The 25,203-nt window shown below is 45.6% G+C and carries 21 protein-coding genes; 16 read left to right on the plus strand and 5 right to left on the minus strand.

From position 1 onward, the window contains the following. The first annotated feature begins 150 nt into the window (after positions 1–150). From ACVLR6_RS07465 to ACVLR6_RS07495, 7 genes are all read left to right on the plus strand, one after another. Positions 151–468, plus strand: a complete 318-nt coding sequence (locus ACVLR6_RS07465; protein ID WP_005178157.1) for an ArsR/SmtB family transcription factor — start codon at positions 151–153, stop codon at positions 466–468. Between the two features lie 73 nt (positions 469–541). Then, positions 542–2,266 (plus strand): SulP family inorganic anion transporter, encoded by a 1,725-nt coding sequence (locus ACVLR6_RS07470; RefSeq protein WP_104494982.1) that lies wholly within the window; start codon positions 542–544, stop codon positions 2,264–2,266. Positions 2,267–2,495: 229 nt separating this feature from the next. Further along, the gene (gene sstT / locus ACVLR6_RS07475) at positions 2,496–3,689 is read left to right on the plus strand and encodes a serine/threonine transporter SstT (RefSeq protein WP_168397685.1); all 1,194 of its coding nucleotides are present in this window, start codon (positions 2,496–2,498) and stop codon (positions 3,687–3,689) included. Between the two features lie 35 nt (positions 3,690–3,724). Next, complete coding sequence (locus ACVLR6_RS07480; protein ID WP_005178167.1) at positions 3,725–4,399, plus strand: YoaK family protein; 675 nt, start codon at positions 3,725–3,727, stop codon at positions 4,397–4,399. Positions 4,400–4,414: 15 nt separating this feature from the next. Continuing rightward, entirely contained in the window at positions 4,415–4,948 is a 534-nt protein-coding gene (locus ACVLR6_RS07485; protein WP_005178168.1) for a DUF2058 domain-containing protein, read from the plus strand. Positions 4,949–5,126: 178 nt separating this feature from the next. Further along, positions 5,127–6,365 (plus strand): mechanosensitive ion channel family protein, encoded by a 1,239-nt coding sequence (locus tag ACVLR6_RS07490; protein WP_016658089.1) that lies wholly within the window; start codon positions 5,127–5,129, stop codon positions 6,363–6,365. 204 nt (positions 6,366–6,569) lie between these two features. Continuing rightward, on the plus strand, positions 6,570–6,932 hold the full coding sequence (locus tag ACVLR6_RS07495) for a NirD/YgiW/YdeI family stress tolerance protein (protein WP_075166578.1): 363 nt from the start codon (positions 6,570–6,572) through the stop codon (positions 6,930–6,932). An 84-nt stretch (positions 6,933–7,016) separates the two neighbouring features. Here the strand turns inward: ACVLR6_RS07495 and ACVLR6_RS07500 are convergent, their stop codons facing one another. Then, a complete protein-coding gene (locus ACVLR6_RS07500) occupies positions 7,017–7,181 on the minus strand; it encodes a hypothetical protein (RefSeq protein WP_155757083.1) in 165 nt (54 codons plus the stop codon). A gap of 29 nt (positions 7,182–7,210) precedes the next feature. Between ACVLR6_RS07500 and ACVLR6_RS07505 the strand changes: the two genes are divergently transcribed. The 5 genes from ACVLR6_RS07505 to ACVLR6_RS07525 all read left to right on the plus strand — a co-directional run bounded on the left by ACVLR6_RS07505 (position 7,211) and on the right by ACVLR6_RS07525 (position 12,527). Further along, the gene (locus ACVLR6_RS07505) at positions 7,211–9,064 is read left to right on the plus strand and encodes an ABC transporter ATP-binding protein (protein WP_005178171.1); all 1,854 of its coding nucleotides are present in this window, start codon (positions 7,211–7,213) and stop codon (positions 9,062–9,064) included. A gap of 1 nt (position 9,065) precedes the next feature. Further along, a complete protein-coding gene (locus ACVLR6_RS07510; protein ID WP_016658087.1) occupies positions 9,066–9,515 on the plus strand; it encodes a MaoC family dehydratase in 450 nt (149 codons plus the stop codon). A 103-nt stretch (positions 9,516–9,618) separates the two neighbouring features. Then, positions 9,619–10,647, plus strand: coding sequence for a helix-turn-helix transcriptional regulator (locus ACVLR6_RS07515; protein ID WP_005178175.1), 1,029 nt, complete (start codon positions 9,619–9,621; stop codon positions 10,645–10,647). Between the two features lie 68 nt (positions 10,648–10,715). Next, positions 10,716–11,090 (plus strand): glycine cleavage system protein GcvH, encoded by a 375-nt coding sequence (gcvH, locus tag ACVLR6_RS07520; RefSeq protein WP_005178176.1) that lies wholly within the window; start codon positions 10,716–10,718, stop codon positions 11,088–11,090. Between the two features lie 255 nt (positions 11,091–11,345). Beyond that, positions 11,346–12,527 (plus strand): MFS transporter, encoded by a 1,182-nt coding sequence (locus ACVLR6_RS07525; protein WP_455994830.1) that lies wholly within the window; start codon positions 11,346–11,348, stop codon positions 12,525–12,527. A gap of 58 nt (positions 12,528–12,585) precedes the next feature. Here ACVLR6_RS07525 and ACVLR6_RS07530 read toward each other — a convergent pair whose 3' ends face one another. Together ACVLR6_RS07530 and ACVLR6_RS07535 are read right to left on the minus strand one after the other, a co-directional pair. Beyond that, positions 12,586–13,779 carry a PilT/PilU family type 4a pilus ATPase gene (locus tag ACVLR6_RS07530; protein ID WP_045794791.1) on the minus strand — a complete coding sequence of 398 codons (1,194 nt, stop codon included), beginning with the start codon at positions 13,777–13,779 and terminating at the stop codon, positions 12,586–12,588. A gap of 253 nt (positions 13,780–14,032) precedes the next feature. Next, a complete protein-coding gene (locus tag ACVLR6_RS07535) occupies positions 14,033–15,088 on the minus strand; it encodes a 3-deoxy-7-phosphoheptulonate synthase (protein WP_104471376.1) in 1,056 nt (351 codons plus the stop codon). A gap of 874 nt (positions 15,089–15,962) precedes the next feature. On the opposite strand from ACVLR6_RS07535, the gene hppD reads away from it, so the two are divergent. From hppD to ACVLR6_RS07550, 3 genes are all read left to right on the plus strand, one after another. Beyond that, positions 15,963–17,021, plus strand: coding sequence for a 4-hydroxyphenylpyruvate dioxygenase (gene hppD / locus ACVLR6_RS07540; protein WP_168370186.1), 1,059 nt, complete (start codon positions 15,963–15,965; stop codon positions 17,019–17,021). A 151-nt stretch (positions 17,022–17,172) separates the two neighbouring features. Then, positions 17,173–18,555: an amino acid permease gene (locus tag ACVLR6_RS07545; RefSeq protein WP_455994833.1), complete on the plus strand. Its 1,383-nt coding sequence runs from the start codon at positions 17,173–17,175 to the stop codon at positions 18,553–18,555. Between the two features lie 14 nt (positions 18,556–18,569). After that, positions 18,570–19,790, plus strand: a complete 1,221-nt coding sequence (locus ACVLR6_RS07550) for an amino acid aminotransferase (RefSeq protein ID WP_455994836.1) — start codon at positions 18,570–18,572, stop codon at positions 19,788–19,790. A 73-nt stretch (positions 19,791–19,863) separates the two neighbouring features. Here ACVLR6_RS07550 and ACVLR6_RS07555 read toward each other — a convergent pair whose 3' ends face one another. Continuing rightward, positions 19,864–21,972 carry a sensor domain-containing protein gene (locus tag ACVLR6_RS07555; RefSeq protein ID WP_455994839.1) on the minus strand — a complete coding sequence of 703 codons (2,109 nt, stop codon included), beginning with the start codon at positions 21,970–21,972 and terminating at the stop codon, positions 19,864–19,866. A gap of 313 nt (positions 21,973–22,285) precedes the next feature. Continuing rightward, positions 22,286–23,401: an S-(hydroxymethyl)glutathione dehydrogenase/class III alcohol dehydrogenase gene (locus tag ACVLR6_RS07560; RefSeq protein WP_016658079.1), complete on the minus strand. Its 1,116-nt coding sequence runs from the start codon at positions 23,399–23,401 to the stop codon at positions 22,286–22,288. A gap of 123 nt (positions 23,402–23,524) precedes the next feature. On the opposite strand from ACVLR6_RS07560, the gene ACVLR6_RS07565 reads away from it, so the two are divergent. Next, positions 23,525–25,093, plus strand: a complete 1,569-nt coding sequence (locus ACVLR6_RS07565) for a phospholipase D-like domain-containing protein (protein WP_455994842.1) — start codon at positions 23,525–23,527, stop codon at positions 25,091–25,093. Positions 25,094–25,203: the final 110 nt, after the last annotated feature.

A 25,203-nucleotide genomic window follows, 5' to 3' on the forward strand; every position in this document is an offset into this window, starting at 1 on the left:
CTCAGATATTATTGTGATACTAATCACACGATCTTATCAGTTAATTTGATATATTTTTTCACAAAAAACAATGGGGTTTTGGCGCTTTTATTCAGCGCTTTGCCCCGACTCGCTCTATACTAGCAGCAACGTGTTTTAGAGAAATTAACTATGAGTGATGGTCTTGAAATAGACGTAATGCGTGATTCTGCTGAAACTGTCGTAACGATTTTAAAATCGCTTGCCAATACCGACCGTCTATTGATTCTTTGCCATCTTTCCCAACAAGAGTTGAATGTATCGCAAATTGAGGAAATTACTCAAATTCGCCAGCCGACCCTGTCGCAACAGCTGATGATGTTGCGTAAAAGTGATGTGGTGAACACCCGCCGAGACGGTAAACAGATTTATTACACCATTAAAGATCCGAAACTGGTTGAAGTTCTCAGCACGCTCTATCGACTGTATTGCCCGGCTACCCCACTTTAATAAATTTTGCATAGGCAGATTTCTTAGCATTTTTTATGCATAATATATCTAAATTTATGATTTAGATTTTTATATGTCAGATTTTAAGTCACGCCTGCTCAATCGCTTACCCGCCTGGCAATGGTTAAAACATTATAATACCGTGACCCTGAAATCTGACCTGCTGGCCTCGCTAATTGTCATTGCGATGCTGGTGCCGCAAGGTATGGCCTATGCCATGCTGGCCGGTCTTCCACCGGTAATGGGACTGTATGCCAGTGTACTGCCGATGATCATCTATGCCTTTTTCGGCAGCAGTCCTACGCTTTCGATTGGCCCGGTGGCCATCATCTCCATGATGACCTTTGCCACTTTAAATCCCTTATTTGAAGTCGGCTCTCCGGTGTATATTCAAGCCGCCTGTCTGCTGGCGCTGATGGTTGGGGTCATTTCCCTATTGCTCGGTATGCTGCGCTTTGGCTTCCTGATCCAGCTGATCAGCCATCCGGTTATTAAAAGCTTTATTATTGCTTCGGCACTGCTGATTGCACTGGGCCAGTTAAAGTTTCTGTTTAATGTGCCGCTACAAGCCAACAATATTCCAGAATTTGTGCTGAGTGTCTTTGAATATATCGGCCTGATGCATTGGGAAAGCCTGATCTTTGGTATCGCATCCATTCTGTTTTTGGTCTTCATGCCGAAGTTTTTTAATCTGGAAGCAGTCAAACAGCGCCTCGGGGCCAGCGGATTTATCATTAAATCTTTACCGCTGGTACTGGTGGTGGTCTCCATTGCCCTGGTCTATTTCTTCAATCTGCAACAGGTCGGCATTAAAACTGTCGGTGAAATTCCTTCCGGTTTCCCGGCGCTGTCGATGCCGTTCTGGAATCTGGAGCTGGTACTGCAACTGTTACCCGGCGCCGCGATGATTGCCATGATCAGCTTTGTGGAGTCATTATCCATTGCCCAGGCCACCGCCTTGCAGCAACGTAGCCAGCTGAATAGCAATCAGGAACTCATTGCCTTGGGTGCAGCCAATATTGGGGCCGGCCTCAGTTCAGCCTTTCCGGTGACCGGCAGCCTATCACGTACCGTGGTCAATGCCGATGCTGGCGCCAAAACCTCTATGGCTGGCGTGCTGTCATCTTTGTTTATTGTGCTGGTCAGTCTGTATTTCACCGGTTTTTTCCGTGATCTGCCACTGACTGTACTGGCGGCAACCATTATTGTGTCAATCTGGAAACTGGTCGAGCTAAAACCGTTTATCGACACTTGGCGTTATTCCAAGGCTGATGGTTTGGCGATGTGGATTACCTTCTTCGGCGTGTTATTTATTGATATTTCTACCGGGCTGATTATCGGGATTGTTTCAACCTTTATTCTGCTGCTGTGGCGTATTAGCCGGCCGCATATTGCCGAAATTGGACTGGTCGAAGGCACCCAGCATTTCCGTAATATCCAGCGTCATCAGGTCATCACCTCGGCCAAAGTGCTGTCGATCCGGATTGATGAAGACCTGACCTTTTTAAACTCCAATACCTTAAAAGGTTTCCTGATTAATGCAGTCAGCCAGAAACCGGAACTGGAGCATGTGGTAATTAACGGTTCCAGTATTAGTGCCATTGATTTAAGTGCGCTGGAAATGCTGGAAGATCTGGACAATGAACTGAGAAAACTGAATATCCAGCTGCATTTTTCCGAAGTTAAAGGCCCGGTCATGGACAAACTGCAACGCTCTAAATTACTGAATCATTTAAGCGGTAAAATTTTCCTGACCCATTATCAGGCCATTCGCGAGCTGAGTCCGGACATCACCTAAAATGCCGGCACTGCCTGCTTTTCAGGCAATTATTCGCCCTAAAAAGCAGGCATAAGCATAAAAATATGAAAAAATCATGACTTTTGCATAGCTTAATTTTTCGAATATTCTATTTAAAAACAGCCATTTGATTTTTATATGAATTTTTTTGTAAGCTATTTAAATTTTCGGTATAAAATACATCGCTAATTTTTCCCTATATTGTCCGTAATTCAGACAAGGCCTTCCTATGTTCTCAGCATTTCTGCGCTTGAGCTTAGTCACTCGAATTCTGATCGCTATCATTTTAGGTGTGATAGTTGCGGTGGCTTTTCCACAATTTGCGCCCCACTTAAGCCTGCTCGGCGATTTATTCATTAAAGCGCTTAAATCCGTGGCACCAATTCTGGTGTTTGTCCTGGTGTTATCCTCTATTGCCAATTTCAAGGTTGGCCATAGTGCGCATATCCGCCCGATTATGCTGATGTATGCCGCAGGTATGTTCCTGGCTGCGCTGGCTGCAGTAATTGCCAGCAGCCTGTTCCCAAGCACGCTGTTCCTGGATATTCCGGCCAATACCGACATGCAACCACCGGGCAGTCTGGCTGAGATTTTAAAGAATCTGCTATTAAGTTTTGTGGCTAACCCGGTAACAGCAATTAGTGAAGCCAACTTTATTGGTATTCTGGCCTGGGCTGTGGCTTTAGGTGTGGCCTTCCGTCATGCAACAGACAATACCAAAGCCTTCCTGACCGATGCTGCAGATGCTGTGAATAAAGTAATCCGTCTGGTGATTAACTTTGCGCCGTTTGGTATTTTCGGTCTGGTGGCGGTGACTTTTGCCGAATCGGGTATGAGTACACTGGTTAGCTATGCGCAATTATTAACTGTGCTGATTGGTACCATGATTTTCGTGGCGCTGGTGATTAACCCGATGATGGTGGGCTTTGTCACTCGTTCCAATCCATATCCACTGGTATTCAAATGTTTACGTGAAAGTGGCATTACCGCCTTCTTTACCCGCAGCTCTGCCGCTAACATTCCGGTAAACCTGGATTTGGCCAAGCGTTTAGGGGTACAGGAATCGACTGCCAGTGTCGCCATTCCATTGGGTGCTGCGATTAACATGGCTGGTGCTTCTGTAACCATTACTGTGCTGTCACTGGCGGCGGTGAATACTTTAGGCATTCAGGTTGACTTTAGCACCATGCTGATTTTATCCGTGGTCGCAACAGTTTCGGCTTGTGGTGCATCAGGTGTGGCCGGCGGTTCATTGCTGCTGATTCCGGTGGCGTGTGGTCTGTTCGGAATTTCATCGGACATCGCCATGCAAGTGGTGGCCATTGGTATGGTGATTAGCGTGTTGCAGGATTCAACTGAAACTGCACTGAACTCATCTACCGATGTATTATTTACTGCCGCAGTTGATCGTAGTTTGCGTTAATATATGCACTACGTCTGTTGATTAATCAATGAATTATGCCATTTCAAAAATTACCGCTCTGGGTTCAGCTGGGTGCATTTTTTCTTTCTGTGAATGCAGGAATCATTAATGTTCTAGGACTGGTGACTGTGTTGCACCAGTCTGTTTCCCACATGACCGGTAATGTCAGCATGCTGGCAATGGCACTTTTAGACTGGCAATGGTCACAGGTAATTTATCTGTTTCTGGTCGTTGTCTGTTATGTGATTGGTTCATTTTATAGTGGACTTATCTTGGGAAATAGCCACTTTCTCCTCGGACGCCGTTATGGGCTGCCGCTGAGTTTAGTGGCTATTTTTATTCTGCTGTGCTGGATTTTACTGCCGTATTTCCCGCGTTATGCACTGCTCTGGGCCTGTGTAGCGATGGGCGTTCAAAATGCCATGATCAGCTATTACAAAGGCACCATCATCCGGACCACGCATTTATCCGGGGTATTGACCGATTTGGGTCTGGCTTTGGGCTATCGCGTGCGTGGCCTGCATGTTGGCAAACGCCGGGTGATTCTGCACCTGCTGATTTTAATTGGCTTCTTTATTGGCGGTCTGGTTGCGACAGCGGTTTATCCTTTATTACAATTAAACTCTTTCCTGGTGCCGGTGGCTTTAAGTTTTAGCTTAAGTCTGGTGTACTGGGTGATTTATTTTCGTTATCGACATTTTCAGAAATAGTTCGGACATTTTCTCATGGTCAAAAATGCATTACAGGCACAGTTACTCAAAGCAGGTTTAGTCGATAATAAAAAGGCTAAAAAACTGTCTAAACAGGCAGTACATGAGCAGCGCACAGGTGTGAGTAAAGATGCTGAAGTAAAAGCCAAAATCGAGCAGGACAAACAGCAGAAAATGGCCCGTGATCAGGCGCTGGAACAAGAGAAAAAAGCCGCCTTGCAGGAAAAAGAGCTGAAAGCCGCCATCATGCAAATGATCAACCAGCATAAAATCCGCGACACCGATGGCGACAGCGTGTATCAGTTTATTGATGGCACCATTAAAAAAGTCTACATCAACCAGCAGATTTATAATGCACTGGTGGCCGGCAGTCTGGTGATTGCCAAGGAAAATGACGGTTATGCCTTCTTGCCAAAAGCGTTGGCAGAGCGTATTAACCAGAAAATGGAAGGCTTTATTCTGGTGAATAATTCACAAAGCAACGCGGATACCACCGATGAAGAGGATCCGTATGCTGCTTATGTCATTCCTGATGACCTGATGTGGTAAGCACTACAAAGAAAACCGGCTTGGGCCGGTTTTTTTATGGGCCGTTTCATGTGATTCAGAGCCGATTAAACGTAAGCAGATGCACAGGATATGTATAAAAATTTTATTAGAGGTTATAAATTTAAACATAAACCTTTAAACTCTATCACATTTTTAAAATGAATTAAGCGAGGATCACTTGGAACAGTTTGACGTCATCCAGAATCTGCAAGACTGGATAGATCAATACCCATGGCTAGAAATGCTGTCATCTCTCAGTATTGTGATTTTATTGGCGATTATTGCCAATTTTATTGCCAAGCAGGTGGTGGTACGCGGCATTCGCAAGCTTATTTCCAAACTTCCTTTTGCCCACAACGAAATTATTGCCGAACACAGCGTCATCCGCCGTATTGCCAATATTGTGCCGGCGATTGTAATCATGAACGGGATTACCACCGTTCCGCATTTGTCCGATAAAGCCATCACCTTTGTACAGATGGGTGCGCAGGCCTTTATCTTCCTGACCATTGCCCTGGCCATTGGCGAATTGCTGAATATCTTTAACCTGATTTACCAGCGCAATCCCAAGTCACGCAATAAACCAATCAAAGGCTATTTGCAGCTGGTCAAGCTGATTATCTTTATTGTCTGCGGTCTGATGATTCTGGGCACCTTCCTGAAAAAAGATGTATTCACCTTGCTGGCCGGTTTTGGTGCCATGGCCGCGGTGCTGATGCTGGTGTTCCAGAATACGATTTTATCGCTGGTGGCTTCAGTACAGATTGCCTCTTATGACATGGTGCGTTTAGGGGACTGGATTGAAATGCCATCTTTAAATGCCGATGGTGATGTCATTGATATGTCATTACATACCGTCACAGTACAGAACTTTGACAAAACCATTACCACCATTCCGACCAATAAATTAATTACCGACACCTTTAAAAACTGGCGCGGTATGCAGGAAGCCGGTGCACGCCGAATTAAACGCTCGATTCATATTGATCAGAGCAGCGTGCATTTCATGAGCGCTGAAGAACAGGCCAAGCTGAAAGAGTTTATTTTGCTGGATCAGTATTTAAATACCAAAGCGGAAGAACTGGAGAAATTTAACCAGCAACTGAACAACCATGCCCAGTACAACCATCGTCGTCTGACCAATCTGGGAACGTTCCGTGCTTATGTCGAGTTTTATCTTCAGCAGCATCCGGGGATTAGCAAAAACCAGTCCCTGATGGTGCGTCAGCTACAACCGACCAGCGAAGGCTTACCACTGGAGATTTATGCTTTTACCAATACCACGGTCTGGAAAGAGTATGAAAATATCCAGTCAGATATTATGGATCATTTACTGGCAATTATTCCGGAGTTTGGTTTACAGGTGTATCAGGCGCCATCTGGAACCGATTTTAAAGAGTCGTTTAAAGCATCTTAAGTTTTTAGACTGAAACTAAACACATGAGAACCCACCGCTTGGTGGGTTTTCTTTTTCATCTTCCCTTTCGAATGTATCAGACTCATTTCCCTGTTCTTTCTTACCTAAACACTGCCCGCTGATGTTTACAATGACACAGCATTGCAGCACGCTGTTTTTACGTATACTGAAATTAAGCTTATAAAAGAAAGAGGTACATCCTGCATGAAAATTAAAATGCCGTTAATCTTCGCCAGTGTTCTGCTTGCACTTTCAGCTCCTGCCTTTGCGGATGATGACCAGAAAATTATTGCGCAAGCAGCAAAAAATATTATGACCACTGCGCAGGCACTGAAAGCCGCAGATGAAACACCAGTTACGGTGTATGGCACTATTCATAAACATATTAAAGATGAAATGTACCAGCTTCAGGATCAGACCGGCATCATCCATGTCGAAATTGATCATGATCTGGCGACACCGGCGCAATTGCTGAATCCGGGTAAAAAAGTCCGGGTGGTCGGTGAAGTGGATACACACCGTTATAAACCAACCGATATTGATGTAGTCGAGATTGAAATTCTGTAAGTTTCAGGCAGATATTTTCTGATCGAAGCTCGCAAAAAATATGAGGTTTCTTTCAACTGCAAAGCCTTATTTATCTGCCTGATTTTAAAGCAGCACCGCCCTGAAAAGTTTTACTTTTCTTTTAAACTGGGTATTCTTGGCAATAAATCTGTTGTTTATCTCGCAAGCGGTAATCGTGATCAGTAGCGCATTGAATAGAACATGCTCTTCGTCTGTACAAGCCGCATGGCCGATACCAATGATGATCATCAATCTGCTTGCTCAAAAGGACATTGTGTATGTTTAAGTGGTTCGAGAGCCTGGTTAATCCATACCCCACTAAAGGTTTAAATAAACCACTACCTACCCGTTTTTTTCCTTTTGTCTGGCAGGCCGCGCGCGGTGTTCGTCCGTACTTATTGCTATTGGTGCTGTGTACCGCAGGTGCGGCAAGTTTTGAAGCCCTGCTCTATGCCAAAATTGGCGAGCTGGTGAACTGGCTCAGTCAAAGTCAGCCAGATACCTTTCTGGCCGAACATCAAACCAATCTGACTATTCTGACTTTTATCCTGCTGGCCAATATTTTCTTTGCTAGTTTGCAATCCATTATCAAACATCAGATTTTATATAGTAATTTCCCGATGCGCCTGCGCTGGCGTTTTCACAACTTACTGCTGCGTCAAAGTCTGGATTTTTTCCATAATGATTTTGCCGGGCGGCTATCGGCCAAAGTCATGCAAACAGCGCTGGCGGTACGAGAATTCTGGATTATTCTGGGCGATATGCTGGCCTATGTGGTGATTTACTTTATTACCATCAGCGTGGTGTTAGGCGCCATTTCACCTATGCTGATTATCCCGTTGCTGGTATGGCTGGGCCTGTTTATTGCCGCAGCCAGTTATTTTATTCCACGTTTAAGCAGAATCTCCAATAGCCAGGCTGATGCCCGCGCCGTCATGACCGGCCGCGTGACCGATGCCTATACCAACATCCAGACCGTGAAACTGTTTGCCCATGCCGGCCGCGAAAGCCAGTATGCCAAAGAATCCATGCAGGAATTTATGGTCACGGTCTATAAGCAGATGCGTTTGGGCGCACAGTATGAAATCAGCATTAACCTGCTGACGGTTGTGCTGTATGTCGGTGTGCTGGGTACGGCGCTGTGGTTATGGATGAATGGCCAGGCAGAACTCGGCATTATTGCCGCCACCACCGCCATGATTCTCAAGCTGAACAGCATTGCTGAATTTATGATGTGGCAAACCTCGGCGCTGTTTGAAAATGTCGGTACCATTCAAGACGGGATGAAAACCCTCGGCCGCCCGATCACAATTGAAGATAAACCGGATGCCAAAACCTTGAATGTCGCGCAAGGTGAAATCAAATTTGAAAATGTCAGCTTTGCCTATAATGACAAAAACGTAATTGAGCAGTTTAACCTGACCATCCGTCCGGGTGAAAAAATCGGGATTGTCGGACGTTCCGGTGCCGGGAAATCGACCCTCATCCAGCTGTTACTGCATTTTTATCAGATTAATCAGGGCCGGATTCTGATTGATGGTCAGGATATTGTCGATGTCACCCAGGACAGCCTGCGTAAGAATATCGCGCTGGTAACACAGGACACGTCGCTGCTGCATCGTACCGTGGCTGAAAATATTAAATATGGCCGCCCTGATGCCAGCGATGAAGAGATGTATGCTGCAGTGGCCAAAGCCAAGGCTGAAGAATTTATTCCGCAGCTGACCGATTTACGTGGCAAACGCGGTTATGAAGCCTATGTGGGTGAACGCGGCGTGAAACTGTCGGGCGGACAACGTCAGCGGATTGCGATTGCCCGGGTATTCTTAAAAGATGCGCCCATTTTAATTCTGGATGAAGCCACCAGTGCGCTGGATTCTGAAGTTGAAGCCGCAATTCAGTCCAGTCTGGATGAACTGATGCAAGGTAAAACCGTTATTGCGATAGCTCACCGTTTATCGACCATTGCGCAGATGGATCGCCTGATTGTGCTGGATCAGGGTCAGATTGCCGAACAAGGCACGCATGATGAACTGGTGGCACTGAACGGAATTTACGCTCAGCTGTGGCAACGCCAAACTGGTGGCTTTCTGATTGAGCAACAACAATTAAAGCAAAAACAAGGAACCTGATATGTTGTATCTGGAAGATTTGAAGGTGGGTGATCACTTTGTCAGTCGTGACTACGAAATGACTTTAGAAGAAATTCAGCAGTTTGCCCACCTGTATGACCCACAAATTTTCCATACCGATGTGCAGCAAGCCGCGCAGCATCCGGTATTTCAAGGCATTGCCGCCAGTGGCTGGCATACTGCCGCGGTAACCATGCGTTTATGGACCGAATGTTTTCCGGTGGCACATGGCCTGATTGGTTCAGAATCCAGTCTGCGCTGGCCGCGTCCGACCCGTCCGGGTGACCTGATTCATGTTGATGTTGAAATTACCGCCATCAGTCCATCAAAAACCAAGCTGGACCGTGGTCTGGTCAGTTATGTGACACAGGCCTTAAACCAGCATGGTGAAGTTTTACTGATTTCGACCACCAAAATTGTGGTGTTCCGGCGGGATGCACAGGTGGCCTAAGCAGTCATTTTGTCAAACAATTTTTCTAGTTTTCCGGTTTTTTTCATGCCAATATAGGCAAGCAAATTTAAAAAATAATACTCATTAGTGCAATGGACCGTGCATGAAAACACTTTTACCGCGTCAGGATCAGGGTGTTCCTGGTGTTTATGGCTTACTTATTCTGGATGTTGTTTCCCGTTGGGGATATAACGCTGAAACCTTTTTTGCTCCCTTCCATCTGACCACTGAACAACTGGCCGATCCTGACTTTCGGATTCCGACCAGCATGGCCAATGACATGGTCAAACATGCGCTGTATCTCACCGGTGAATCGACGCTGGGCTATCATTTAGGCACGCAAATGCGCATCTCGATTCATGGCTTTATCGGCTATGCGATTATGACTGCCAATGATATTAGTGATGCTTTAATGCTGGCCAACCGCTTTATTCAGCTGCGGATGCCCTTTTTACAGCTGTTTTTCTCTACCTTTGGTGAAAAAGCCACCCTGCAGCTGCAAGGTGAAATTGATCTGGAACCGCTCAGAACCGAAATTGCGATTGCACTGATTATTGGCATGATCACCATGGCCAAAGCCATTACCGGCATGGAGCATCTTTCTGGTGAAGTCGATTTTGATTTCCCGGAACCGCTGGGCTTTGAAAAATATGCAGCCAAATTCCCGAATCACAGTTTCCGTTTTGACCAGCCCTATCTGATCTTGAGTTTTGACAAGCAGTATTTGGGGCTGAAAATGATTCATGCCGATCCTATTGCCAGCCAGATTGCCATTAACCAGTGCGAAGCCGAACTTTCTGCCTTGGGTGAACGGCGCCGCCTGTCGATGCGCGTGCGCGATATTCTGACCAATTCCGAACAGCATTATTTAAGTATCGAGCATGTCGCCGACCAGCTGCATATGTCAGATCGCACCCTGAAACGCCAGCTGGCAGCCGAAGGCACCTCTTTTTCTACCCTGGTTGATGAAGTCCGTTACCGGCATGCCACCTCGCTGCTGTCACGTACCGATTACACCCTGGAACAGATTGCCGATGAACTGGGTTATAGCGATGTCGCCAATTTTAGCCGCGCCTTTAAGCGCTGGAGTGGCCGCAGTCCAAGCAACTGGCGTAAAGATCCGTATTTATAAAACTTTTGTTTTTCTGCAAAAGCATGTATAAACATGCCAAAAATGATTTAAATAGTTAAGGAGTCATCATGAATCACCCTTCAGAACTGAAATATGCACGTACACACGAATGGGTACGCATTGAAGGTGATCTTGTTGTTACAGGTATTTCTGATCATGCTCAAGATGCACTGGGCGATCTGGTCTATGTCGAAGCACCTGAAGTGGGCCAGCAAGTAACCGCGGGTGAACAGGCCGGCGTGGTGGAATCCGTAAAAACTGCGTCTGACATTCACGCGCCAGTATCCGGCACAGTGGTTGAAATTAACCCGGCGCTGGAAGATGACCCGGATTTTGTGAATGATGAGCCGTATGGCAAAGGCTGGATTTATAAAATCAAGCCAGACAACCTGGCCGATGTCGAAAAACTGCTTTCAAGCAGCGAATATGAAGCCGGCTTATAAAAAATAATCTTACAAGAAGATCAGCCTACGGGCTGATTTTTTTAGCTCAAAACCCTATTAAATGAATATAATTATCACAATAAGATAATTATATTAATTAAATTTATTAAATAACATTAAAATTTACATAAATTATAGCAATACTATATTTTTACCATAAAATAATTTAAGATAGGCCTTGTCTCTCCCATATATCAATAGCGGCAGATCAGCACAACAACAAACGCCCTATTGATCCCAGCACAAAGGTTTAATATGTCAAACACCGCGTCACAGCCTTTATGGAACAAACCTTTTCTTCTGTGTTTTTCCAATAACCTGTTTCTGTTTATTTTCTATTTTGCCCAGACCACCATTCTGCCAATTTACATCCTGAATGAGCTGAACGGTTCACTGGCGCAGGCCGGTCTGGCCATGACCCTGTTTATGGTGTCCTCTATTCTGGTGCGGCCATTTAGCGGGTTGATTATTGAAAAGCTGGGCCGTAAAAAGACCTTGTTCCTGTCCGAAAGCATGTTCTGCCTGCTGTCTTTTGCCTATATTTTTGCTGACAACCTGACCCTGCTGCTGATCATCCGTTTTATTCATGGTATCTGGTTCAGTATTTTAACCACCGTTACTGTGCCAATTGCCAATGACTTTATTCCGGAGCAACGTAAAGGCGAAGGCATGGGCTATTTTGTCATGTCGGTGAATTTAGGGATTGTCCTCGGACCTTTGCTGGGCATTTCCTTAATCCAGACTTGGTCCTATAGCATTATCGCGACTGTGCTGGCGGTGATTATCAGCCTGGGCTTTGCCTTCTGTTTTATGATTCCGCTACGTGAGCCAGAAAAAAATGCGACTGCTGAAACTGTTCGCCGTAAGCTGTCGCTGCATGACTTTATGGAAAAAAAAGCCTTAACGGTTTCAGTGATGGCGATGCTGGTGGCCTTTTCCTATGCCAGCATCATGTCTTTTATTTCCACCTATGCCGAAGAAAAAGACCTGCTCAGTTATGCCAGCATGTTCTTTATTGTGTTTGCTATTTCCATGATGAGCCTGCGCCCGATTACCGGGAAAATTTATGACCGTTATGGTCCGCGCTATGTGATTTATCCTTCAATCTTAATGTTTGCCGCAGGTCTGGCATTGCTCAGCCAGATGCAGGGTGTGGTCAGTTTTATGGTCTCTGCGATCTTTATTGGGATGGGATTCGGCACCTTGCAACCATGTTTACAAACCTTGGCGATTCAGCGCGCGCCTAAATCGCGGATTGGCCATGCCACCTCAACTTTCTTCACCTGCTACGATATTGGCATTGCCCTCGGTTCGCTACTGGTCGGGTTACTGATTAGCTGGCAAGGCTATAGTATCACCTATCTGGTCTGTGCCGGGGTGGTGTTGTCGAGTCTGCTCTTTTATAAGTTTGTGGTTAATCACCCAGCCACGACCTAAATAAAAAACGCCCAAATTGGGCGTTTTATTTTTTAAGTGATGCTAGATAAATTGCAGCTTAAGCACTCTGTTGAGGAGCAGATTCCGTATCTTCATCTTCCGGTTTTGGCTCTTCCAGCATGCTAAAGCTCATAGCTGCCGAAGCTTCGCTTGGCCGGTTACTTTTCAATTTAATCTGTAAGCGCAATTCATTCATCGAATCGGCATTACGAATTGCTTCTTCATAGGAAATTGCACCTTCGTTATACAAATCAAATAGGGCCTGATCAAACGTCTGCATGCCCAGTTCACGCGATTTGCCCATAATCGACTTTAACTCATGGAACTGGCCTTTTAAAATCAGTTCAGAAATCAGCGGCGTATTCAGCATAATCTCGACTGCCGCACGGCGGCCTTTACCATCTTCGGTACGCACCAGACGCTGGGAAATAATGGCCTTCATATTGGACGACAGATCCATCAGCAACTGGTTACGGCGCTCTTCCGGGAAAAAGTTGATAATCCGGTCCAGCGTCTGGTTGGCGTTATTGGCATGCAAGGTGCCCAAACATAAATGCCCGGTTTCAGCAAAGGCAATCGCATGTTCCATGGTTTCGGTGTCGCGGATCTCGCCAATTAAAATCACATCCGGTGCCTGACGTAAGGTATTTTTCAGCGCATTGTGCCAGGAATGGCTGTCGACCCCGACTTCACGATGGGTAATCATCGACTTTTTATGCTTGTGCACATATTCCACCGGGTCTTCCACGGTAATAATATGCCCGGCTGAATTTTCATTACGATGATCAATCATCGCCGCCAAAGAGGTCGATTTACCTGAACCGGTTCCCCCCACCACCAGCACCAGACCGCGCTTTTCCATAATAATATGCTTCAGTGATTCCGGCAGTTTCAGCTGGCTAAAGTTTGGAATTTCCGCGCTAATGGTTCGAATCACCATCCCGACATGCAGCTGCTGTTGAAACACATTGACCCGAAAACGCGATACCTCCGGCACACTAATGGCAAAGTTGCATTCCAGATCAGTTTCAAACTCGCTACGCTGTTTTTCATTCATGAGGCTGTAGGCAAACAGCTTGGTTTTTTCTGCGGTCAGCGCCTGTTGTCCCAGCGCTTTCATCATGCCCTGATGTTTAATGCTCGGTGGAAAATCCGCGGTAATAAATAAATCTGATCCCCCAAATTCAACCACTTTGCTGAGCATATGAAACATAAACTTACGCGCATCTTCGAGTAATTCTGCACTGTACATCATCAATTATTCACTATCTGTTCTGTCATCATTTTTGGCCCCAACGCGCCGGTATTCAACCGATTGGCAGCGCTGAGCATGTTGTCGATATTGCATCAATCATCCTGATTTCACAATCAATAAAAATTTCAACTTATTCAAAAAATTCAAGATAATCTGCCAATTTCATCAAACTTTTCTATTTTAATTTTAAGGTGCTGATAAAAAATAAGCCCCTGAGGTTCAGGGGCTATTCATTCAATACAATTGCAGTTTAAGCACTACGTTTTAACGGTCGTAAGACCAGTTCTTGTGCGACCTGAAACAGTAACTGTTCAGTCTTGTTCCAGCCTAAACAGCCATCGGTCACGGACTGGCCATAGGTCATCTGATCCGAGATTTTCTGTTGTCCATCGACCAGATGACTTTCCAGCATGACACCGCGAACCTGAGTCTGTGCACGCTCTGCCACAATGGTTTTTAACACCTCTGGTTGTAATAACGGATTTTTACTGCTGTTGCCATGACTGCAATCAATCACCAGCGCTGGCATCTCGCCTTTGACTTTGGCTTTGATTTTTTCAATTTCAGCCAGCTGGTAGTTCGGGCCAATATTGGCGCCACGTAAAATCAGATGTGCTTTCGGGTTGCCCTGTGATTCTAAAATACACGGTAAACCTTGCTGGCTCATGCCTAAGAACTGATGCGGATGTGAAGCCGATTGAATTGCGTCTAAAGCAATTTGTACCGAACCATCGGTACCATTTTTGAAGCCAATGCTGTACGGCATGTGGCTAGAAATTTCACGGTGAATCTGAGATTCACTGGTACGCGCGCCAATCGCACCCCAGGCCAGTAAATCGTCAAAGTAGGCCGTTGCCATCGGGCTTAGAATTTCCGAGGCAATAGGCAGCCCCATTTCAATAATTTGTAAGTACAGTTCACGTGACTTTTCCAGTCCCAATTGCATATTGGATGAACCGTTTAATTCTGGATCGTATAAGAAGCCTTTCCAGCCAACCGTGGTGCGCGGTTTTTCGATATAGGCGCGCATTACCAGGAAAATCTGGTCTGCCACCTGGCTTTGCAGTTGTTGTAATTTTTGTGCGTATTCCAGTGCTGCCGCAGGATCATGGATGGAGCATGGGCCGGTAATCACCAGCAAACGTGAATCGGTACCGTTAAGAATATTCTGAATGGTTTGACGCTGCTCGGCAATTTGCTGTGCCAACGCGCCAGAAAGCGGCAATTGCGCCTTGAGCTGATAAGGTAAGCTTAAAATTGTTTCTTTGGCTGAAGATTGTTGTAATGCAGTATTTAAAGCGTTCATTGATTCTTCCTTTGGACTGTGGTTTGACAGTCCGAACTTTTATTTGAGCGATATGGGTCTAATACAGGTCAGGTTGGTCATAGCTTGACTAAAGTAAAACCAATAAAAGTTGCTAAAGTATGAATAGTTAAATGTACGCATGAGAATCTCCAAAAGATTGATTAAATTCAAGATATAAAAAAACCTGATCAGGGTTGCCGATCAGGTATCAACTGGTGGGCAACCTTATTTTGCCCGAACGCGTTCAGGCAATTATCTAAACTGCCAGAAGTAATAGTATGCGTTTGAGATTACAGGTTGCTTTAACATCTTTATTTCTTCAAAAAAGTATGTGTCTGAAAAATAAAATACGCGCTATTTCCAGCTTTGACAATAGTTTTCTGGATGTTTTTTAGCATTCTTCCGGATTTCCTTTCACATTTAGCAAAACACAGCTTTCCTCCAATTGATCTCCTATCTTCCGGGTTAAATCACGTCGAAAGACTCAAATTACTTTTGGATAAAAAATTATCCGCATTAAAATTACCTTCTATTGGATATTTACAGTCAAAACACCACCATTAAAAACCTTTTAAAATCATTAACTAGTTCATTAAAAATCATAGCCCACCCACCATCATTTACAAAAAGTTACAATTATATTTCTTCCTATTCACCAATAAAACACAAAACAATATTTTATAAATATCATTACTTTAATTTATCATTAAGCCTGATTTGAGTTATAAGTTACTAAATGCATAATCATATTATGTATTGAATAAAGATTAACTCTTGCTAAGATATTTTCATCTGGAACTCCCTGATTTCAGGAAATTCCTGCAAAAACAACAAGTGAAGCAATTGGATTGCTCACCATACATGAGGATGGAACATGCACAACTTAGCTAACCCTTTAGAGCTATGCGGATTTGAATTTATTGAGTTTGTCTCGGAAAATGGCGCTCTGGATTCAGTTTTTCAAACGCTCGGTTTTACCCAAGTGGCTAAGCACAAATCCAAAAATGTCTACTTATGGCGTCAGGGCGACATCAATATCATTCTGAACTATCAGCCAGAATCCTATGCATCGTATTTCTTTAATGAACATGGTCCATCGGCCTGTGCCATGGGCTTTAAGACCAAAAATGCAACCCGTGCCTATCAGAAAGCGCTCGAACTCGGTGCCGAACCAATCAAAAACGTGATTGGTCCTATGGAACTGAATATTCCAGCGATTAAAGGCATTGGTGGCTCACCGATCTTTCTGGTCGACTGCGATATCTATCAGCAGGATTTCGAGTTCTTTGAAGGCGTTGATCCGCGCCCGGTGGGTACCGGTTTAAAAGAAATTGACCATTTAACCCATAATGTCTACAAAGGCCGGATGCAGTACTGGGCCAATTTCTATGAAAAAATCTTTAATTTTCAGGAAATCCGCTACTTTGATATTAAAGGTGAATACACCGGCCTGACCTCAAAAGCGCTGACTGCACCAGATGGCAAAATCCGTATTCCACTGAATGAAGACTCGGACAAAGGTAACGGACAAATTGCCGAGTTCCTGTCGGAATTTAACGGCGAAGGCATTCAGCATATTGCCTTCTCAACCGATGACCTGCTAGCGACCTGGGACAAGCTCAAGGCCTTGGGCGCCAAGTTTATGACTCCACCACCGGCAACCTATTATGAAATGCTGGCAGAACGTTTACCGGAACATGGCGAACCGACTGTAGAGCTGCAACAGCGTGGCATTTTGCTGGATGGCAATACCAAAGATGGTGAAAAACGCCTGCTGCTACAGATTTTCTCGGAAAATATGATTGGCCCGGTGTTCTTCGAATTTATTCAACGTAAAGCAGATGATGGCTTTGGCGAAGGAAACTTCAAAGCCCTGTTCGAATCGATTGAGCGCGACCAGATTAAACGTGGCGTGCTTGACGTCTCTGCCTGATTTTCAGGTGTTCTAAATCCCGACAACGCCGCTCTTGCACATGCGATTTGGCATGTGTCAGGGGCGACGCATGTTTAAATTTCAGCAATCACATCACCTGCGCCAAAACAATAACAACACAGTGATGTCGATTTTACATGGATGATAAAAGATGCAACAACATGATGGCAAACTACATAAGGGCTTGAGCAACCGGCATATCCAGCTCATTGCCCTCGGTGGCTCAATTGGCACCGGATTATTCCTCGGCATCTCCCAGACCATTAAACTGGCCGGCCCGTCGGTCATTCTGGGTTATGCCATTGCTGGCCTGATTGCATTTTTAATGATGCGTCAACTGGGTGAAATGATAGTCGAAGAACCGGTCAGTGGTTCTTTTAGTCATTTTGCCTATAAATACTGGGGCAAGTTTGCCGGCTTTATGTCGGGCTGGAATTACTGGGTACTGAATGTGCTGGTCTGCATGGCCGAACTGAGTGCCATTGGCCTGTATATCCATTACTGGTGGCCGGAAATCCCGACCTGGGTCTCGGCGCTGGGCTTCTTTATTTTTATTAATGTGATTAACCTGCTGCATGTCAAACTGTTTGGTGAAATGGAATTCTGGCTGGCGATTATTAAAGTGCTGGCGATTGTGGCCATGATTGTGTTTGGTAGCTATCTGCTGGCGTCCGGTAACGGCGGTCCGCAGGCGCATTTAAGCAATTTATGGGAACTTGGCGGCTTTTTCCCCAATGGTGTGATGGGCCTGGTGATGGCAATGGCCATGATCATGTTTGCCTTTGGCGGTATTGAGCTGGTCGGTATTGCCGCAGCAGAAACTGACAACCCGAAAAAGACCTTACCGAAAGCGGTCAATCAGATCGTATACCGGGTTTTATTATTCTACATTTTAACCCTGCTGATTATTCTGGCCTTATATCCATGGAACCAGATGGCACAAGGCGGCAGCCCGTTCGTGATGATGTTTGACTCCTTAGGCAGTCAAGGCGTTGCCACAGTATTGAATTTCGTGATCTTGACTGCTGCGGTGTCGGTCTATAACAGCACCAACTACTGTACCAGCCGTATGCTTTTAGGTCTTGCGGAACAAGGCAATGCGCCGAAGTTTTTAAGCAAAATCAATTCACGCGGTATTCCAGTAAATGCGGTGATGGTTTCGGCCTTTTTCACCCTGCTCTGTGTGCTGCTGAATTACCTGTTCCCGGAAACGGCGTTCAGCCTGTTGATGATGCTGGTGGTGGCAGCCATTGTGATTAACTGGGTGGTGATTTCCTATACCCATCTGAAATTTAAACGTCAGATGCTGGCGCAGCAACAGCAAACCCTGTTCCCAAGTATTGCCTATCCGTTTACCAATTACCTGTGTATTGCCTTTATGCTCGGTATCTTGGTGATTATGAGCCAGACCCCATCAATGCGTATTGCAGTCGGTCTGCTGCCGGTATGGATTGGCCTGTTATCGCTGGCCTATTACCTTAAACAGAAAAAACTGGCGCGCGATCCTGCGCTCATCAAAGCCAAAAGCTATTAATTCAGGAAGATTGTATGTTTCAACATGTCGATACCTATGCCGGCGATCCGATTCTGTCCCTGATGGAAGAATTCCAGCATGATCTGCGTCCGCATAAAGTTAATCTTAGCATCGGGCTGTATTATAACGAGGCCCAGCAGGTTCCGCAGTTGCGTGCCATCCAGCAGGCTTATCAGGACCTAAATGCCGAGCAGCAGAAGGTCAAACTGTACCTGCCGATGCAAGGTATGCCGGCTTATAACAGCGCCGTCCAAGCACTAATTTTTGGCGAAGATAGTCCGGCCTGTCAGGCCGGCCGTGTAGTGACCTTACAAACGCTGGGCGGTTCGGGCGCACTAAAAGTGGCGGCAGATTTCTTAAAACGCTATTTCCCGGCCTCTGAATTATGGGTCAGCCGCCCGACCTGGGATAACCATATTGCGATTTTCCAGGGCGCCGGCATTCGCTGTCATGAATATCCGTATTTTGATCCGCATAACGGTCAGGTGGACTTTGCTGCCATGCTGGATTGCCTGCAACAACTGCCGGCACAAAGTATTGTTCTGCTACATCCCTGCTGTCATAACCCGACCGGTGCCGACTTGTTGCCAGCGCAGTGGGATCAGCTGATTGAGCTACTGGCGCAGAAGCAGCTAATTCCGCTCTTGGATATGGCCTATCAGGGCTTCGCCGAAGATTTTCACGCAGATGCTTATGCCATCCGGGCGATGGACAGGGCCGGCCTGAATTTTCTGGTCAGCCATTCATTTTCCAAAATTTTCTCTTTATATGGCGAACGGGTTGGCAGCTTAAGTGCAGTTTGTGATGATGCCACCACCGCCCAAAGTGTGTTAGGCCAGCTGAAAGCCACTGTACGCCGGATTTATTCCAGCCCGCCGACTACCGGCGCGATGCTGATTCAGCATGTGTTGCACACGCCGGCGCTGTACCAAAGCTGGCAGGACGAACTGACCGAAATGCGTGAGCGCATTCAACAGATGCGTGAGCGTTTAAAACAGCAGCTCGAACTTGCCTTACCGGGGCAATCTTTTGACTATCTGACCCGGCAGCGCGGCATGTTCAGCTATACTGGCTTGAGTGCAGCCCAAGTCGATCAGCTCAAGCAGGAGTTTGGTATTTATCTGGTGCGTAGTGGCCGGATGTGTGTGGCAGGACTAAACCAGAACAATGTCGATGCAGTGGCACATGCCATGGCACAGGTATTACAGCATAGTGATACTGCTCTCACTGCTTAAACCTCTGTTCCCTCGCAAATAAAAACGGGCCATGTGCCCGTTTTTATATTTTTATATCGTAGAAATTTGAAGATTATGAAGCGGCTTTTAACATCTGCTTGGCTTCAAGCTGATTGACAGCATTGCTAAATAAATAGCCCTGACCAAAATGGCAGCCAAACTGTTTCAGGGTTTCAAACTGCTCCTTGGTTTCAATGCCTTCGGCAATAATATCCAAGGACAAAACCGGCCCTAACTTGATAATCGCTTCGACAATGGCCTGAATTGATTTATCACTATTGATGCGGTTGACGAAATCACAGTCAATTTTCAGGCTATCTACCGGATAATCACGTAAATGGGTTAAGGAGGAATATCCGGTGCCAAAATCATCCAGCGAAATGCGAATACCGGCCTGTTTCAGTTTATGGATGGTACGAATTACACATTCAGAGCCACGCTCGGCCAGTGACTGCTCGGTAATTTCAATTTCAATTAATTGCGCCGGAATCTGATAATACTGCATCCGTTTTAACAGCACTTCTGCGTAGTTATCGCGCATCAATTCCACCGGCGAGGCATTAATTGACACCGGCACCGTCTGTAGACCCTGTTTGATCCAGCTTTGTACATCGCTAAAAATCGCCTGCTGCATCAATTCGCTGATTTTTGTGGTCAGCTCATAATCGCTAAAGGCTTCTAACAGCTCTTTCGGATAACGATAACGCTGCTGTTCATCCTGCCAGCGCAATAAAGCCTCAAAGCCAATCAGCTCACCGGTTTCAATACACACTTTCGGCTGATAAAACGGCACAATCCGCTGTTCACGAATAATCATGCGTGCCGTCTGCAGCTGCTCTGCCTTGCTTTGGACCGCCGCCAGCATGGAATGATCAAACATGCGGATGCCACCGCGGCCACCGGCTTTCAGGTCATTCAGCGCGGTATCGGCACATTTCATCAGTTCGGGAATTTCTCTGGCATCTTTGGGATACATCGAACAGCCAATGCTCATGCCGCAGTTAATGATCCGGCCGCTATAGGTAATGGGTGCATCCAGCAGTTTGGCAAACTTCTTGGCCAGTTCAATCAGCTGCTGTTCATTTTCAACCGAATGCACCACCACGGCAAACTCATCACCACCCAGGCGCGCAATACTGACCTGTTCTGAAATATATTTTTGAAAGCGTTTGGACAATACTTTTAATAAATGATCGCCGGCCTGATGGCCCAGGGTATCGTTAATATTTTTAAAATGATCCAGGTCAATCAGCATGACCCCGACCAATGTGCGGGTTTCTTTGGCGACCTGAATTGCCTGTTTGGTTTTTTTCCGGAAAGTTCGGCGGTTAATCAGCTTGGTCAGATCATCGACTTCACTGCTGAGTCTTAATTTATCTTCGGCAATTTTTTGCAAGGTCACATCACGCGATACACATAAAATACTGGTGGTTTCGCCGTGTTCGTTTAGCACTGGGGTCAGCATATTGTCCCAGTATTTCACTTCATCTTGGTGAATACTCATACCCGGGAAACGGGAATTTTTGCCTTTAATCGCCTCACGAATGGCCTGCTGACCTTTTTCACGAGCTTCGGGTGGTAATAGATCAAGCCATTTCATGCCGAAATTCTTTTCCCGCTCTTTGCCTAGCAAAGCCTGGCAACCTGAACGGTTCATATGCGACAGTGAGCCATCCGGTTTGACAATCTTGATACAGTCAACACTGACATCCAGCATATGGGTGTGGGCACGTAAGGTATCTTTGGTTTCCCGATATTTCACCGCACTGTCATGAATATTGGTACAACTGATCATCCACTGGTCACAGCCCTCGAGCTGCTGCGAATTTCGGGCAATTAACAAAAACCAGTGATAGCGCTGCTGGCGATCCCGAATCCGGCATTCTTTTTCAAAACTCTGACCACTTTTTTGCGCACTTTCCCATAAAAAACACAGATGCTCGGCATCTTCCGGGTGAATGGCATTCAGCCAGCTTTGAGCAGTCAGGCTTTGCTCATCTGAAGCAAGATACTGTTTAAAATTAGAATTATATAGATGATGTCCGGCTGAACTAACCCAAATCAGTTGTGGCATCATTTCAATGGCGCGAATAAAGTCTTTCTGAAAAGGAGATTTCTCAAGTTTAGGCGTGACCTGTTTGGACTTGTCTTTTAATACCTCAAGCAGATTAATATGACTCATATCGCATTTTCCAGGTTATAGTGCAAATAAGATCACACTTCTATACAAATATGTATTATAAGAGCTATAAAAATTATTTTTAACCCACGGTAAATAAAAATACCCAGTTTTTGTATATTCTTTTTGTAATTAAAATGGCTTAAGAATATACAATTTTCTGTGCATATTCCTGACTTTAAGCATGCAGCCTAGTTCTACTTTGTAGCGAGACTGGGCAGTTTTGATAGAAAAAAGATATCAGTTGTGATGGTTTCTGTGAGTGCAGATACAAAAAAACACCGGGTCTAAGCCCGGTGTTTTTTAGATAAGGTCATTACGACTCGAAATGAATTACACTACGAATTGATTTACCTTCATGCATTAAGTCAAATGCTTCATTAATCTGTTCTAACGGCATGGTATGGGTAACAAAAGGCTCCAGCTGAATATCACCTTTCATGGCCTGCTCGACCATGCCTGGTAATTGTGAACGGCCTTTAACGCCACCAAATGCAGTGCCCATCCATTTACGGCCCGTCACCAATTGGAATGGGCGGGTCGAGATTTCTTTACCGGCACCAGCCACACCAATAATCACCGATTGGCCCCAGCCACGATGGGCACATTCCAGCGCGGAACGCATCACGTTGACATTGCCGATACATTCAAAGGAATGATCAACACCCCAACCGGTCATTTCAACAATTACTTCCTGAATTGGGCGCTCATAATCATTCGGGTTAATGCAGTCAGTCGCACCAAACTGTTTGGCCAGTTCAAATTTTTCCGGGTTGGTATCAATTGCAATAATACGGCCGGCTTTGGCCTGACGCGCACCTTGCACCACGGCCAGACCAATCCCGCCTAAACCAAACACGGCAACGCTGTCACCTTCCTGCACTTTGGCAGTGTTATGCACCGCGCCAATACCGGTGGTTACACCACAGCCCAACAAGCACACCTGTTCATGGTTGGCTTCCGGGTTAATTTTGGCCAGTGACACTTCGGCCACCACAGTATATTCACTGAAAGTTGAGCAGCCCATGTAATGATAAATGGGCTGACCATTATATGAAAAACGGGTGGTGCCATCTGGCATCAAACCTTTACCCTGGGTAGCACGCACCGCCACGCACAGGTTGGTTTTACCCGATTGACAGAACAGACATTCACCACATTCCGCGGTATACAGTGGAATCACATGATCACCCGGTTTAAGACTGGTCACACCTTCACCGACTTCCACCACCACACCCGCGCCTTCATGACCCAACACGGCTGGAAACACCCCTTCAGGATCATCACCTGACAAGGTAAAGGCATCCGTATGACATACACCGGTATGACTAATTTTAACCAAGACTTCTCCAGCTTTTGGCGGAGCCACGTCTATTTCTACAATTTCAAGGGGTTGACCCGGACCAAATGCGACCGCAGCTCTTGATTTCATGAAATTGATCATCCTTTTGATACGTCTTTAACAGATGTCTTACAGTAACCGCTTTTTATCAACAGATTCAACCTATAACATCATGATAATCTATATGAATCAGTAAAAATTTACTTCATAAAAATGATGCCATTAAAATATTACAACATGATCTGGTTGTGCTGTCTGATTCTGGCATGTACCGGTTGTAATTCGCTTGAACAGAACTATGCTGCGCAGGATGCGCCAATTGAACCAGATTTTGAACACTGGATGCCGCAACCAGAGGCACAGGCACAACTACAACGCGGACAAACCGCCTATTTACCGCTGTATGACGGATTTATCAGTATTGCTTCACGTTTACATTTAATTCATAACGCCAAACATCATTTAGACCTGCAATATTACATCTGGACCGATGACGAAATTGGTCATTTAGTGCTGGCCGAATTACTCAAAGCCGCCGACCGCGGGGTACAGGTCCGGTTACTGATTGATGACCAGAATGGCACCCAACTGGACGATACCTTGCTGGCACTCAGCCATCATCCGAACTTTAAAATTCGCCTGTTTAATCCTTATAAATTCCGTCATTTTCGGGCACTGGATTATGCCTTCCGGATGCAGGCAGTGAATCACCGCATGCACAACAAACTGATTATTGCCGATGGCGCGATTGCCGTGACCGGTGGCCGCAATATCAGCCGGGAATATTTTGATGCCAGTGATGACTTTCAGTTTACCGATGTAGATATTCTCTTTGCCGGTAATGCAGTCAAAAAAGCCAACGATAATTTCCGTGCCTTCTGGAACCATGAACTGAGTTTTAATCTGGTCCAGCTGATGGACCAGAACAGCAATAAATACCATCGTAATAGCTTGACCTTGCTGCGGGAAAAATATGCCAGCCAGCAGCTGGATGAACAGGAAGTGCAACGCCGGATCAGTTTTGCCGAACAGCAGGTGGCGCAGTATTTAAAACAGCGTTCCTATCATTGGGCCAAAGCGCATTTTGTGGCCGACCCGCCAGAAAAAATCCAGGGCAAAGCCAAAGATGAAGAGATGATTTACCATCAGATGATCCAAATTATGGGCACGCCCGATCAGCATCTGGAACTGGTGTCTGCCTATTTTATTCCGACTCAACGTGGTACCGATTATATGAGCCGTCTGGCAGAAAACGGTATTGATATCCGGGTTTTGACCAACTCGTATATGGCCAATGATGTACCGATTGTGCATGCCTTCTATCAGCAATACCGGCCGCAGCTGTTGGCCAGTGGCATTCGACTGTATGAATTCAAGCGTTATATTCAGCGCGAAGAACGCACCTGGTATGAAATTATTACCGGTAACGTGATTCCAGCCAAAGGCCGCAGTGCTTCCAGCCTGCATGCCAAATTCTTTGATATTGATGGCAAGGTATTTATTGGCTCTTTTAATTTTGATCCGCGCTCGGCTTTTTTAAATACCGAAGTCGGGCTGGTGCTGGAATCTGATGAACTCCAGGATGAAATTTCAGATTCATTGAATCAGTACCTGCCGCAAATTGCCTATGAACTAAGGTTAGATGAGAAAGGACAGATTATCTGGCTGGATTATCAAAAAGATGGTTCAGTGATTCAGCACAAGGTTGATCCGGAAACCACCAGTTTCCAGCGTTTTGTGATGAATTTAATGACCCATGTCCCAATCGAGTGGATGATGTAATGACATCCACATTACAGTAAATATACATTGACCAAGATAATTGAATACGAGTTGCTCTATGGGTTTGCAGCAAACCCGATACCCGGAGAGATTGTGTGATCTCTCACTTC

This window comes from Acinetobacter sp. T63 (assembly GCF_053852345.1).